9 protein-coding genes are annotated in these 13439 nt (G+C 71.7%); 5 read left to right on the plus strand and 4 right to left on the minus strand.

The features are described from left to right. Positions 1 to 42: 42 nt before the first annotated feature. Both WMF43_RS30060 and WMF43_RS30065 read right to left on the minus strand, forming a co-directional pair. A complete protein-coding gene (locus WMF43_RS30060; protein WP_437669862.1) occupies positions 43 to 273 on the minus strand; it encodes a helix-turn-helix transcriptional regulator in 231 nt (76 codons plus the stop codon). A gap of 4 nt (positions 274 to 277) precedes the next feature. Beyond that, positions 278 to 709, minus strand: a complete 432-nt coding sequence (locus WMF43_RS30065) for a hypothetical protein (protein ID WP_437669864.1) — start codon at positions 707 to 709, stop codon at positions 278 to 280. Positions 710 to 1086: 377 nt separating this feature from the next. Between WMF43_RS30065 and WMF43_RS30070 the strand changes: the two genes are divergently transcribed. Next, on the plus strand, positions 1087 to 1953 hold the full coding sequence (locus WMF43_RS30070) for a DMT family transporter (protein WP_437669866.1): 867 nt from the start codon (positions 1087 to 1089) through the stop codon (positions 1951 to 1953). A 529-nt stretch (positions 1954 to 2482) separates the two neighbouring features. Here WMF43_RS30070 and WMF43_RS30075 read toward each other — a convergent pair. Beyond that, positions 2483 to 3850: a hypothetical protein gene (locus tag WMF43_RS30075; protein ID WP_437684273.1), complete on the minus strand. Its 1368-nt coding sequence runs from the start codon at positions 3848 to 3850 to the stop codon at positions 2483 to 2485. Here WMF43_RS30075 and WMF43_RS30080 point away from each other — a divergent pair. From WMF43_RS30080 to WMF43_RS30090, 3 genes are all read left to right on the plus strand, one after another. Continuing rightward, positions 3839 to 4183: a BON domain-containing protein gene (locus WMF43_RS30080; RefSeq protein ID WP_437684123.1), complete on the plus strand. Its 345-nt coding sequence runs from the start codon at positions 3839 to 3841 to the stop codon at positions 4181 to 4183. The two genes, WMF43_RS30075 and WMF43_RS30080, sit on opposite strands and share 12 nt — an antisense overlap. A gap of 196 nt (positions 4184 to 4379) precedes the next feature. Then, positions 4380 to 5267 (plus strand): glycine zipper family protein, encoded by an 888-nt coding sequence (locus tag WMF43_RS30085; RefSeq protein WP_437669868.1) that lies wholly within the window; start codon positions 4380 to 4382, stop codon positions 5265 to 5267. Between the two features lie 283 nt (positions 5268 to 5550). Beyond that, positions 5551 to 7704, plus strand: coding sequence for a hypothetical protein (locus tag WMF43_RS30090; RefSeq protein ID WP_437684124.1), 2154 nt, complete (start codon positions 5551 to 5553; stop codon positions 7702 to 7704). Between the two features lie 50 nt (positions 7705 to 7754). Here the strand turns inward: WMF43_RS30090 and WMF43_RS30095 are convergent, their stop codons facing one another. After that, positions 7755 to 9146, minus strand: a complete 1392-nt coding sequence (locus WMF43_RS30095; protein ID WP_437669870.1) for a hypothetical protein — start codon at positions 9144 to 9146, stop codon at positions 7755 to 7757. Positions 9147 to 9442: 296 nt separating this feature from the next. On the opposite strand from WMF43_RS30095, the gene WMF43_RS30100 reads away from it, so the two are divergent. After that, positions 9443 to 13051: a hypothetical protein gene (locus WMF43_RS30100; protein ID WP_437669872.1), complete on the plus strand. Its 3609-nt coding sequence runs from the start codon at positions 9443 to 9445 to the stop codon at positions 13049 to 13051. The last annotated feature ends 388 nt before the right edge of the window (positions 13052 to 13439 follow it).

Here is a 13439-nt window from a genome sequence, read left to right on the forward strand (position 1 = left end):
CGCCCGCCTCGGCACGAGACCTGCGCGCGGCTCGCGCCCTGCTCACCCGAGCGGCTCGCCTTTCCACTGAAAGACCTGCTCGAGCGGCACGCCGAAGACCGCCGCGATGCGAAAGGCGACCTCGAGGGAGGGCGAGTAGCGGCCCTGCTCGATGGCGACGATGGTCTGGCGGGTGACGCCGACCTTCTCGGCCAGCGCCGCCTGGGTCATCTCGTTCGCCTGAAATCGCAGCGCGCGGATCGTGTTGGTGATCTGAGGCTGTCCCTTGCCCACCGTCTCACCCGATGCGGTAATAGACGAGCTTCGAGATCGAGTCCGCGGCGCCCCCCAGCATCAGCGCGGCCAGGAGCGCGTACGCCCCGAGGGCAGGGCTCCCACCCAGCGCCAGGAGGAGGAGGACCGCCCCGCCACTGCTGGAAAGAACGAGGTAGCCGTTTCGCATGCTCCTGGCGAGGATGGCCTTGTCGCGCTCGTCGGCCCGCTCGTCCTTGAGCTGCTCGCGCCGGATGACGCTGACGAGGATCGTCACGACGATCGTGGCCACGACGTTGAATGCGACCGACGCGAGGAGGGCCCAGAGCAGCCGCTGCGACACCGCGGACACGGGCGCGTCCCACCCCTGCGTCGTCACGGCATCGAACACCAGCCAGCCGGCGATCATCATCTGGCCGGTCAACATGATCGCCGCGTTCCACTCCTTGAACGTCATCTCGCCCTCCGACGCGGCCGTGTGTCCCTGCGCATGGATACTAGTAACTCGAGATCTCAGTACATGTCAAGTTTTTTTGACACAAAGTCGAAAATACAAGACTTTTGGTCCGTTTTTTGTGACACCTGGCCGCGCGAAGCTGACCCGACCAGCCGGCTTCGGACGCTTCAGCATCCACCACGGCGGCGCGGCAGCGTCGCTCCTGGTCGGGGCTTCTGCTCCAGGGCCGCGGCGACCTCGACGATCGTCACCGCATCTCTTAATCCAAGCATCAAAGGCGCGAGTCGACGACGGATGCTCCTCCTGAACGCGCCGGTTGCGATGCTCCGCGCCATGCGGTAACACCGCACGCCCAGCCTCGTCCTGCCCTTCGTTTCATGCCCTCCCAGCGCCTCGCCCGCATCGCGCCTCCGCTCTTCGTGGTCATCTGGTCGACGGGCTTCATCGTCGCGCGGCTGGTGGCGCCTCACGCGGAGCCGCTCACCTTTCTTCTGGTGCGCTACACGCTCGCCGGGCTCGTGCTGGCCGTCATTGCGCTCGTGGCGCGCGCGCAATGGCCGAGATCCGCGCGGTCATGGCGGGACGGCCTCGCGGCCGGCGCCCTGCTGCACGGGTTCTACCTCGGCGGGGTGTTCTGGTCGGTGAAGCACGGGCTCCCGGCGGGCATCTCGGCGCTGGTCGCGGGGCTGCAACCGCTGGTCACGGCGGCGCTCGCCGGCCCGCTGCTGGGCGAGCGGGTCTCGCCGCGCCAGTGGCTCGGCATCGGGCTCGGCTTCCTGGGGGCCTCCCTGGTGGTGTTCCCGAAGCTCGGGGCCGGCGTACCCGCGCCCTCGCTCGGCGTTGCGTTCCTGGGGATGTTGTCGATGACGCTCGGCACCCTCTGGCAAAAGCGCACGGGCGGCGGGGTCGACCTGCGCGTCAACGCCGTCATCCAGTACATCGGAGCCGCCCTCGTCACCTTGCCGATGGTGCTGCTGACCGAAACGTGGCGGATGGAGCTCACGCTCCCGCTCTGCGCGGGGTTGCTCTGGGCGGTGTTCGGGCTCTCGATCGGGGCGGTCGGACTCCTGCTCTATCTGATCCGGCAGGGCGCGGTGGTGGGCGTGGCGACGCTCCTCTACCTCGTGCCGCCGGTCGCGGCCCTCATGGCGTTCGGCCTCTTCGGCGAGACCTTGAGCCCGATGCAGGTCGCCGGAATGGGCCTCGCGGCGCTCGGTGTTTACGGGGTCGTGCGTCCGACCTGAGGCGCCCACGGATCGCGACGGTCCGCTGCCGCAAGTTCGTCCTTGTGGCACCCAGTCCGGTGCTCGGCGCCCCTCCCGCCCCCGCCGCGCGGGCCCCAGTCCCCGCGCTCACGGGACGAGGGCGTGGCGACCGCGGAGGAGCGTGATGGCCCGATAGCTGTATGGGCAGGAGCCGTTGTCCGAATGGAGACGAGGGGCCACTGGGTTACTCCGTAAGGAATGCTCAGGAGTGCCCTTAGGGTGGTGTTCGGGCGTGGGGCACAACGTCTCGATGGGACGCCTTTGCGATTTCGCGGTGGGGCAGTTTGCGACCGAGAGCCCCGCGGCGGAGGAGTGCATCTTCCTGAAAAGTACGTGAAACGTCGACCTCCCTGGGTGGAACGGGCCTTGCGACCCCCGGGTCCCGCTGGGGCACAGGGGCCCCGGATTTCCCCGGTGACGCGATGCCAGGAACACAGATAGCGGCGGGCTCTGCAAGCGACGCCCGCGCCTCGAGCGTCAGCCGGGTTACGAAGAGAGCGATACAGTTTCATGACCGTGTCACTCGTGTCGCAGCGATAAAGACGGAGGAGTCATGCCTAATCGTCAGGGATGGATCGACGACGAACACAGCTACGGGCGGGGGCGCGACGACGATCAGAGGTCCGGGCGACAGCGAGGGGAGGAAGGGTATCGCAGCGAGCGCGGCGCGTCCGGCGATGCTAACTACGGGCATCGCGGTAATTATGAACAAGTTCTTCAGCGAGACGATCACCGCCAGGCCCAGCGAGGCGGGCAGGACGACTTCCGCGGCGGATGGGAACAGCGCGACCAAGGAGGGCGCGGGTTCGAGGGCGAGTTCGGCGGACGCGGGTACGACCGTGACCAGGGCGGTCGCGGGTTCGAACGAGACCAGGGCGGACGCGGGTACGGCGAGCACAGCTGGCAGGGACGGCAGGAGCGCGGCGGCTGGGGTCAACACGAGGACTCCGGCTACCGCCAGGCGTCGGGCGGCCAGCGCGATGACCTCCACCGAGGAGGTCGCGACGATCTTGGCTCCCGGCGCGGCTACGGCGGCGGCCAAGGCAGCTTCGGTGGCAGCCAGGGCGGCTTCGGCGGCGGCCAGGGCGGTTACGGCGGCCAAGGTCACTTCGGCGGCAGCCAGGGCGGCTACGGCGGCCAAGGCGGCTACGGCGGCGGCCAAGGCGGTTTCGGCGGCGGCCAAGGCGGATTCGGCGGCAGCCAGGGCGGTTTCGGCGGCCAGGGCGGCGTCGGTGGCCAGGGTGGATACGGCAGCCAGGGCGGCCATGGCGGCCAGGGTGGATTCGGTGGCGGCCAAGGCGGCTACGGCGCTGGCCAGGGCAGCTTCGGCGGCCAGGGGCAGCCCGGAGGTGAGCGAGGATTCGGCGGCAGCCAAGGCGGCTTCGGCGGTCAGGGCGGCTTCGGCGGCCAGGGTGGATTCGGTGGCCAGGGCGGATTTGGTGGCGGCCAGGGCGGCTTCGGCCAGGGCGGCTTCGGCGGACAGCGCGAAGACTACGGCGCGCGCGCCGGACAGCGCTGGGGCGACGAGGACCGCGGATGGAACGAGCGGTCGGGACAGCACCGCGGCCACGAGGGATGGAGCGAGCGGCCAGGACAGCACCGCGGCCACGAAGGTCATGAGCCGCGCTTCCGGGGCGACCAGGGGGCTCTTCACCACCAGCAGGGTGGACAGGGCTTCGGCGGCCAGGGTGTTGGCGGCCAGGGATGGCAGTCCGGACAGGGCTACGGCGGCCAGGGATGGCAGTCCGGTGGACAGGGCTTCCAGTCTGGACAGGGCCAGGGCGGACTCAGCGGCTCCCGCGGCCGCCCGCCCAAGGGATACAAGCGCTCGGACGAGCGGATTCGCGAGGATATTTGCGATCAGATCTCCGATCACCCGGATCTCGACGCGAGTGAGGTGGAGGTGAAGGTCCAGAACGGCGAGGTCATCCTCTCCGGGACCGTGCGCGAGCGCCGCTTCAAGCACCAGCTCGAGGTGCTCGCCGAGCGGATCTCGGGCGTGAACGAGGTGCGGAACGAGATCCGGCTGCAGCGCGAGCAGCAGCAGAACGAGACGAAGACGAGCGCCGGGCAGTCGACGAGCGAGCGCACCACGAGCGCCGGCTCCGCCACGAGCGGCTCCAGCACCAGCGCGTCCGGCTCGACGGGCTCGCTCGGCGCGACGTCCTCGGAGCCGAAGAACAACGAGTCGCGCCGGAACGCCTCCTGACCGAGGCGCCCCCGGAGACAGACCGCGAGGGCGCGGCGCCGTCGGCGTGATGGCGGTGTCAAGCCTTTTCGGCGGAGCGCCGGACGGCGGAATTTGGCCCCATCCTTCCCCTCCCTGTGATCCTATCGAACGCGCCGGTCGCGGGCGCCGCATCGCGCATGCTCCACCTGCGCCTGCGCCCTGCTCGCGTCTGCTTATGGCCGAGGTGCTCGCCGCGTCGCTCGCGTTCCCTGCCGTGATCTTCACGGTCGTGCTCGCGCTCGCGCTCATCTACTGGCTGTTCGTCCTGATCGGCGCCCTCGACCTCAACCTGCTCGGCGGCGCCGGCGTGCCCGAGCTCGACGGCGTCGCCAAGGGCGCCATCGAAGGCGTCGCCAAGGGCGCCATCGAAGGCGTCGCCAAGGGCGCGCTCGAGGGCGCCGCCAAGGGCGCCGCGGAGGGGCTGGCCGACGGGGGCACGGACGCGCACGGCGTGGGGTCGCTGCTGGCGGCGCTCGAGCTCCACCGCGTGCCGGCGACCGTGACGCTCACGCTGATCGCCGCCTTCGGCTGGTTCACCAGCGCGCTCTCGGCCCTGCTCGTCGAGCCGCTCTGGACCTCCTCGGGGCTGCCGCGCTGGGCCCTCGGCCTCGCGGTGCTCCTCGTGTCGCTCACCGCCGCGCTCCTGCTCACCTCGCTCGCGGTGCGGCCGCTCGCGCCGCTCTTCGTCACCCGGCACGCGCAGTCGAAGAAGGACCTCGTGGGGCGCATGTGTGTCATCTCCACCGGGCGCGTGGACGAGCGCTTCGGCCAGGCGGTCATCGACGAGGGCGGCGCGAGCCACATCCTCGACGTGCGCTCCGACACACCGGGCGCCCTCCGCCGCGGCGACCGCGCGCTGCTCGTGAGCTGGGACCCGAACGCCGAGGTCTTCAGCGTCGAGCCGCTCGACGCGCTGCTGGGCCCGCCGCAGCCCCTCGCCGCGCGTGTTGCGTCCCCTCTGCACGACGCGACCGCCGCGAGCGCCTCCCTGGGCGCAGAGGACGAGGCGAAGGCCGCCGCGGCGGGCGCCGACGAGGCGCGCGGACGCAGCCGCGGCGGCTGACGACCTCGGTCGCCGCCGCGCCGCCCTGCGGCCCACGGCGCGCGCACGGTCGCAGCAACCGAACGACCCCGTCGCCCTGGCGGTTTCGTGTACGCTCGTCCCCTCAGGGGGCGTCATGAGCCCCCCGACCCGGCTCGGAGCGGGCCCGGGGCACGCCCGCGATCAGGCGATGCGGGCGCGCGCCCCTCCCCTCCCCAGCAACGCGAAGGAGCTCCGCGTGCCCACTGGAACCGTCCCCCTCGTCCTCATCCTCGTCGGCGTCCTGGCCTTCGTCGCCCTCGGGATGCTGGTCATGTACGCCAAGTTCTACCGGCAGGTGGATCAGGGCAAGGCGCTGATCATCAACACGAGAGGCGAAGATCCCATCGTCACCTTCACGGGGACCATGGTCCTGCCGATCATCCACCGCGCCGAGTACATGGATATCTCGGTCAAGACGATCGAGATCGACCGGCGCGGCAAGGAGGGCCTCATCTGCAAGGACAACATCCGCGCGGACATCAAGGTCACCTTCTTCGTGCAGGTGAACAAGACCCAGGACGACGTGCGCACCGTCGCGCGGACCATCGGGTGCGCGCGCGCCTCGAACCCCGAGACGCTCGAGCAGCTGTTCGCGGCGAAGTTCTCCGAGGCGCTCAAGACGGTCGGCAAGCGGCTGAACTTCGAGGACCTCTACAAGGAGCGGCAGAAGTTCAAGGACGACATCCTCGACGTCATCGGCAAGGACCTGAGCGGGTTCGTGCTCGCCGACGCCGCCATCGACTACCTGGAGCAGACGCCGGTCGAGCTGCTCGACAAGGACAACATCATGGATGCCGAGGGCATCCGGAAGATCACCGAGCTCACCGTCGCGCAGAACGTCCTGACCAACGAGCTCCGCCAGAAGGAGCGGATGGAGATCGGCAGCCAGAACCTGAACTCCGACGAGGCCGTCTTCCGCTTCGAGCAGCGGCGGGCCGAGGCCGAGGCGAAGAAGGCGAAGGAGATCGCGGTGGCGCAGGCGCGCGAGCAGAACGAGGCGGCGCGCATCACGAGCGAGGAGCGCAAGAAGACGCTGCTCCTCCAGGAGAAGAACGACGAGGAGGCGCTCGTCGCCCGCGAGACGAGGGAGCGCGGCGTCCAGGTCGCCCAGAAGAACAAGGAGCGGGAGGTCGCCGTCGAGGTCGAGCGCGTCGAGAAGGCGCGGCAGCTCGAGATCGTGAGCCGCGAGCGCGACGTGACCCTCCAGCAGATCGCCCGGGAGAAGGAGCTCGAGCTCCAGAAGAAGGACATCGCCGACGTGATCCGGGCGCGGATCGCGGTCGAGAAGACGGTGGCCGAGGAGGAGGAGCGCATCAAGGACGTGCGCGCCGTGGCCGAGGCGACCCGCCTGAAGGACGTCGTGCGCATCAACGCCGAGGCCGAGGCGCAGGAGCAGCTCGTCAAGCAGATCAAGAACGCCGAGGCGAGCGAGGAGGCGGCGAAGTTCCGGGCCCGCGAGAAGCTCATCACGGCCGACGCCGAGCTCGAGGCGAGCGACAAGGCCGCGCGCGCGAAGATCCGGCTCGCCGAGGGCGTGCAGGCCGAGTCCGCGGCCGAGGGGCTGGCGCGCATCCGGGTGAAGGAGGCCGACGCCCAGGCGATCGAGAAGCAGGGGTTCGCCGAGGCGCGCGTGACGCTGGAGAAGATGCAGGCGGCCGCCTCCGGCGAGGAGAAGCAGGGCCTCGCGCGGGTGATCGTCAAGGAGGCCGAGGCGCAGGCGATCGAGAAGCAGGGTCGCGCCGAGGCGCTCGTGGCGAAGGAGCGGCTGCTCGCCGAGGCCGCCGGCATCGAGCAGAAGGGGCTCGCGGAGGCGAGGACGCGCGAGGCCGAGGCGCTCGCCCTGGAGAAGCGGGGCCTCGCCGAGGCGACCGCGATCAAGCAGCGGCTGCTCGCCGAGGCCGCCGGCACCGCCGAGAAGGCCGCGGCCATGAAGGCGCTCGACGGCGTCGGCCGCGAGCACGAGGAGTTCCGCCTCCGCCTCGAGAAGGAGCGGGCGGTGGAGCTCGAGTCGCTCCGCATCCGCGCCGATGTCGCCCGCGCGCAGGCCGAGATCCTGCGGGGCGCGTTCGAGCACGCGAAGATCAACATCGTGGGCGGCGACGGGGCGTTCTTCGACCGCTTCATCAAGGCGGTCACCCTCGGTCAGTCCGTCGACGGCATGGTCGACCAGAGCGCCACCGTGCGCTCCCTGGTCGGCGATTACCTGAATGGAAACGCGAGCTTGCCGAACGATCTGAAGCAGCTCGTCACCCAGCCCGCGCCGCTCGGGCGGCCGTCGGACGCGACGCTCTCCGGGCTGCTCAAGTCGCTGCTCCCGAGCGCGGACGACGACGGCAAGAAGAAGATCCAGGCGCTCGCCGACCGCGCGCGCGAGCTCGGCCTCGACGACCTCACGCAGCGCTCCCAGCAGGTCTGAGCCGCGCGGCCCGCAGGCGCCGCGCGGCCCGCAGGCGCCGCGCGGGGCCGTTACTTTTTCTTCGTCAGGTAAATCAAGGCGCCGAGGCACATCTCGTCGAGCGTGCTCTCGCCGAGGTGCACGTCCACCGGGCTCGGGAGGCGCTGCTCCTTGAGGGCCTTCACGAGGAACGGATTGCTGGTGGAGTTGTTGTAGACGCAGCGCATCGTGAGCAGGTCGCCCCCCTTGAGCCGCGGGAGCTCCTCGATGGGCGCGTCGTAGTAGAACCCGCGCTGCCAGGAGAAGTCCCACTTCGGCGTCTGCACGAGGCACATCTCCTCGGGCTCGCCGGCGCTGCTCGCCTCGCGTGTGAGGGAGAACTTCATGTCGGTGCCGACGTAATGCATGTGGGTGCCGGCGCCATAAAGGTATACCTCGGACTCGGACACCGACGCGGGCATCCGGAACTGCATCGTCTCGACGTGGGCCTCCGCGCCGGCGGGGATCAGGAACTCCACGCCTTCCGCGTCGTTCGGCCCGGGCAGCAGGCTGCCTCCCTTGTCGGAGGGCGAGTTGAAGTTGCCGATCAGCGCCACCCCCATCTGGTACTCCGGCACCTCCTTGGTGAAGCGCATCTGCACGCGCGTCGTGTCGGGCTCGGCGGTCGCGCCGGCCGGGTGGTAGTGCACCTGCATGACCAGGCGCGCGCCCGGGGGGATCTCCGCGCCGATGTTCGGCTCGAACTCCAGCGGCACGCCCCCCGGCGCCCACGCGGTGAGGAGCTCGCCCGCTATCCCGGGGCCGCCGAAGCAATCGTATCCTCCGTCCTGGTCCGCGAGCTCCTCGGCCGCGCCTTCCCGGTCGAGGAACACGAGCGCGTGGTGCACGACCTTGGCGTTGCCCGGGACGATGTGAACGCCGTTCAGGTAACGCGTCTCCGTGATCCCGGGGTCCATGACAAAACACCGGAACTGGTCGGCCTCGCCGCTCGCGACGAACGGCGTCCGCGGCGCGGCCTCGAGCTCGACGCCGCGGAGCCCGCCGGCCTCGGGGACGAACGCGGGCGGCGCGTCCGCCGGGTCCCCCTGCGGGGCGCCCGCGGCCGCCCACGCGCCCACGAGGGCGATCTCTTCGTCGGTGAGCCGGGCATCCTCCTTCCAGCCGTGCGGGGGATGGCACTCGTCGGTCTCCGCCGCGTTCCACGGCGGCATCGTGCGCTCTCGCGTCGCGGTCGCGATCAGGGGGGCCACCGTGCGCGCCTCCTCGTACGTCGTCAGGCCGAACGGGGCGATGTTCCCGGCCGAGTGACAGCTCATGCAGCGCTCCTGGAGGAGCGGCTCGACGTCGCGGTGGAACGTCGGCGCCTCGGCCGCGGGGCTCGGTGTGTCCTCGCCGGAGCAGCCCAGGAGGAGCGGCGGCGTGAGCGCGAGCAGCGCGAGCGCGCCAGAGATCGAATTTCGCATGGAACTCCTTATTGAGTGACGTCCGCCGCGCGCGCTCCGCCCGCCCTGGGAAGGCTTCACCGCAGGGAAGCTCGCCGGACCGACGGCGCGGGCGCGCACAGACGGTGTGACAGCCCACCCTATAACGCAGCATCGGCCGGCGAAGGAAAGAGAGCACGGGTGAGACCTCCGGCGCTCGGCGCGGCGGGGCCGCGGCGTTTTCGTGGTCCATGCGAGAGCTGTAGACACCGCAAGGGCCCTGAGCTCCACTGGTTTTCATGGCGCGAGATCGGGGTTTTCTGCGTCCGCAATTCGCTTTGTTCACCGTTCGGCTGGCGCTCCTCGCCGCCGCGCTCACCGCGGTCGGCTGCGCTGCGGAGAGCTCGGAGGTCGCGACGAGCGGCCCGTACGGCACGGGCGGCGGCGGCGGCGCGGGCGGCGGCGGCGGGGCAGGCGCCGGCGGGGCGGGCGCCGGCGGGAGCGGGAAGCTCGAGCTCTGCGTCCTCAACGACGGTGGGCCGACGGATCCGTGCGTGAGCCCCGAGGTCCTCGATTTCGAGGCGGTTCCGGCGGGCAGGCAGCGGACGCGCCTCTTCCGCGTCGACAACGAGACCGCGCAGGACGCCGTCTTCACCGCGGCGGCCGTGGCCAGCGCGGACTTCGAGGTCGCGGCGGTGCGCTTCGAGCCCGACCCGGCGAACCCGCTCGCGACGATCCGCGCCGTCGAGACGCTGCCGGTGCTGCGCGCGCCGGGCTCCGCGCTCCATTTCGAGGTGACGTACACCTCGCGGGGCGTCGCGGGGCCGCTGCCCGCCGACCGGGCGATCGTGGAGGCCGACGTGGGCGGCGCCGCCGCGCCCGACATCGTCGTGCCCCTCATCGGCCGGTCGAACAGCTGTCCGTCGGGCACGGGGGCCTGCGACGACGATCCCGACAACGGCTGTGAGACCGATCTCCTGACCAGCGCGGCCCACTGCGGCGCCTGCAGCCAGCTCTGCGTCTCGCCGAACGGGACCACGGGCTGTATCGACGGGCTCTGCACGGTGTCCTCGTGCGAGAGCCCCTTCGCGGACTGCGACGGCAACGCGACGAACGGCTGCGAGTCCAACCTGCTCACCGGGGTGGAGACGTGCGGCGCGTGCGGGACGAGCTGCCGCAAGGAGCACACGGACTCGTTCTGCAACGGGGGCAACTGCAACATCCGCGGCTGCGCGCCGGACCACGCCGACTGCGACCTCGACCCGCTGACCGGCTGCGAGACCGACCTCCTGACCAGCGAGGACCACTGCGGGGGCTGCAACATCGCCTGCGACTTCGCCAACGCGAGCGGGACGTGCGCGGAGGGGTCGTGCGAGTTCGGGGCGTGCGACGCCGGCTACGCCGACTGCGACGGCGACCTGACGAACGGCTGCGAGGTGAACCTCGAGGCGAGCCTCGACCACTGCGGCGCCTGCGGAGAGGCGTGCGGCTTCCCGGGCGCCGCCGAGTCCTGCCTCGCGGGCGTCTGCGTGATGGGCGCCTGCGACCCCGGCCGGGCCAACTGCGACGGCAGCGCGGCGAACGGCTGCGAGGTCGACACGACGCGGGACCTCACCCACTGCGGCGGCTGCAACATCCGCTGCTCGCTCGCGAACGCCGCCGAGTCCTGCGTCGACGGCGCGTGTGTGCTCGGCGCCTGCGGCGCCGGGTACGCCGACTGCGACCGCAACCCGGCGAACGGCTGCGAGGTCGACACGGACACGAGCCTCGCCCATTGCGGCGGCTGCGGCGCCCGGTGCGCGCTCCCGAACGCGGCCGAGTCGTGCGAGGGCGGCGTGTGTGTGCTCGGCGCCTGCGAGGCCGGGCGCGCCGACTGCGACGGCGACCCGACGAACGGCTGCGAGATCAACACGGACACGACCCTCGCCCACTGCGGCGCCTGCGGCGCGGCGTGCGACGTGGCGAACGCCGGCGAGGCGTGCCTCGGCGGCACCTGCGTGATGGGCGCGTGCAGCCCCGGGTTCGCGAACTGCAACGCGAGCGCGCTGGACGGCTGCGAGGTGAACACGCTCGCCGACGTCGCGAACTGCGGCGGCTGCAACCTGGCGTGTGCGCTCCCGAACGCGGCCGAGGCGTGCCTCGGCGGCACCTGCGTGCTGAGCGCCTGCGACGCCGGCTTCGGCGACTGCGACCGCGCCGTGGCGAACGGCTGCGAGGTCGACACGCGGACCAGCCTGGCCCACTGCGGCGCCTGCGGCGCGGCGTGCGACCTCGCGAACGCATCCGAGACGTGCGCGCTCGGCTCCTGCGACCTGGTCGCCTGCAACGCGGGCTTCGCGAGCTGCAACGGCGTCGACTCGGACGGCTGCGAGACGAGCACCGCCACCGATCCGGCGCATTGCGGGTCCTGCGGTACGGACTGCGCCGCGCTGATCCCCAACGCGGTGGTCGGGTGCGGCGCCGGGGCGTGCACGTTCGAGGGCTGCCTGCCGGGCTACTACGACGCCGACGGGGTGGCCTCGAACGGCTGCGAGTACGCGTGCACGTTCGTGAGCGACGTCGACCTGCCCGACGACGGCTTCGTCGACGCGAACTGCGACGGCATCGACGGCGACGCGGAGCTCGCGGTCTTCGTCGACGTGGTGCGCGGGAACGACGGCAACGACGGGACGCGGCAGAGCCCGGTGGCCTCGGTCGGGGGCGGCATCAACCGGGCGGTGCTGAACGGCAAGACGCACGTGTACATCTCGCAGGGGACGTACACCGCCAACCGGGTGAACCTCACGAGCGGGATCTCGCTCTATGGCGGCTACAACGCCGCGCTCCGGTGGGCGCGCTCGGCCGCGTCGGTCGCGGTCGTGCGGTCGACCGGCAGCGTGGTCGGCGGTTATGTCGCGGCGCTCGAGGGCAACAACATCATGGCGCCGACGACGATCGACCGGCTGACGATCCAGACCCCGAACACGACCTCGACGGGCGCGTCGAACTACGCGATGCGCTGCGTGGGCTGCACGGCGGTGACGTTGAAGAACAGCGTCCTGCAAGCGGGTTCGGCGGGCCCGGGCTTGGCGGGGACGAACGGCGGGACCGGCGCGGCGGGCAGCAACGGCTCGAGCGGCGGGGCGGGCAGCTGCGACGGGAACGGCACGCGCACCGGCGGCGCGGGGGGCCTGTCGAGCTGCGGGCGCACCGGCGGCGCGGGCGGAGACGGCGGGAGGGCCGGGGCGAACGCCGGCGCGGACGGCGGCGTCGGCGCCGGCGGGACCCCCGGCGGCGACGGCGGCCCCGGGGGCGCCACCGGCGGGCACGGCGGCGTGGGCGAGATCGGCGCCACCGGGGCGGCCGGGGCGAACGGCCCCGGCGGCAACGGCGGGAGCGTCGCCAGCGGGACCTTGCTCTGGACGGGCTTCCCGGGCAACGCGGGCGTGATCGGCGTCCACGGCAACGGGGCGGGCGGCGGCGGCGGCGGCGGCGGCCAGGGCGCCGCCTGGGTCGTCGACGGCGCCGGCAACGGCGGCGGCGGCGGCGGCGCGGGCGGGTGCGGCGGCGCGGGCGGGAACGGGGGCAGCGCGGGCGGCGGCTCGTTCGGTCTGTTCCTCGCGAACTCGACCGGCTTCCGGCTCACCACCAACCAGATCACGAGCGGCAACGGCGGCGCCGGCGGCGCTGGCGGCAGCGGCGGCAACGGCGGCAACGGCGGCGCCGGCGGCGCCGGCGGCAGGACGTGCACCGGCGAGGTCGGCGCCGGCGGCGACGGCGGCCGCGGCGGCGCCGGCGGGCGCGGCGGCTACGGCGGCGGCGGTGCCGGCGGCGTGTCGTACGGCGTCTACCGGTTCAACACGACGCTCTCGACCACGGGCAACGTCATCACCAGCGGAACCGGCGGCGCCGGCGGCACCTCGCTGGGCAACAGCGGCGTCGCGGGCGCCTCTGGCAACGTGTTCTGAGGCCGGGCAGGGCCCTCCGGCATTCTGTTCTGATTCCGCGCAGGGATGTCCGGCATCCTGTTCTGATTCCGCGCAGCGGCGTCGTCCCTCAAGCCCCCACCCGCCGTGGGCACGCCTGCGGGACGTTGCCCCGGGTCAGCAGAAAAAAACGCCAAGGACGCCAAGACGCCAAGACGCCAAGAGGAGGGGGAAAGCGTCGCCCCTGCATTTCCTCCCATCTCACTGGTTTCTTGGCGTCATGGCGGTTCGCATTCCAGCCCAACTTTCCGCAGCTCCTGCGCCCGACCTCGTACGGCAGAAGCTCGGGTCGGAGCGCTCGGCATCGTGAGTCCAGGCGCCGCTTGGGCTGCTCAGATTTGCGTACCTTTAGCAATCGTTAATCTTGCAA

The sequence above is a fragment of the Sorangium sp. So ce131 genome (genome assembly GCF_051519095.1).
In the GTDB taxonomy this organism is placed as follows: Bacteria; Myxococcota_A; Polyangia; order Polyangiales; family Polyangiaceae; genus Sorangium.

Coding starts and splice junctions, on each gene's coding strand:
- WMF43_RS30085 (WP_437669868.1), top strand. CDS start 4,380: ATGGCCGAGGTGCTCGCCGCGTCGCTCGCGTTCCCTGCCGTGATCTTC.
- WMF43_RS30065 (WP_437669864.1), bottom strand. CDS start 709: ATGACGTTCAAGGAGTGGAACGCGGCGATCATGTTGACCGGCCAGATG.
- WMF43_RS30095 (WP_437669870.1), bottom strand. CDS start 9,146: ATGCGAAATTCGATCTCTGGCGCGCTCGCGCTGCTCGCGCTCACGCCG.
- WMF43_RS30090 (WP_437684124.1), top strand. CDS start 5,551: ATGCTGGTCATGTACGCCAAGTTCTACCGGCAGGTGGATCAGGGCAAG.
- WMF43_RS30070 (WP_437669866.1), top strand. CDS start 1,087: ATGCCCTCCCAGCGCCTCGCCCGCATCGCGCCTCCGCTCTTCGTGGTC.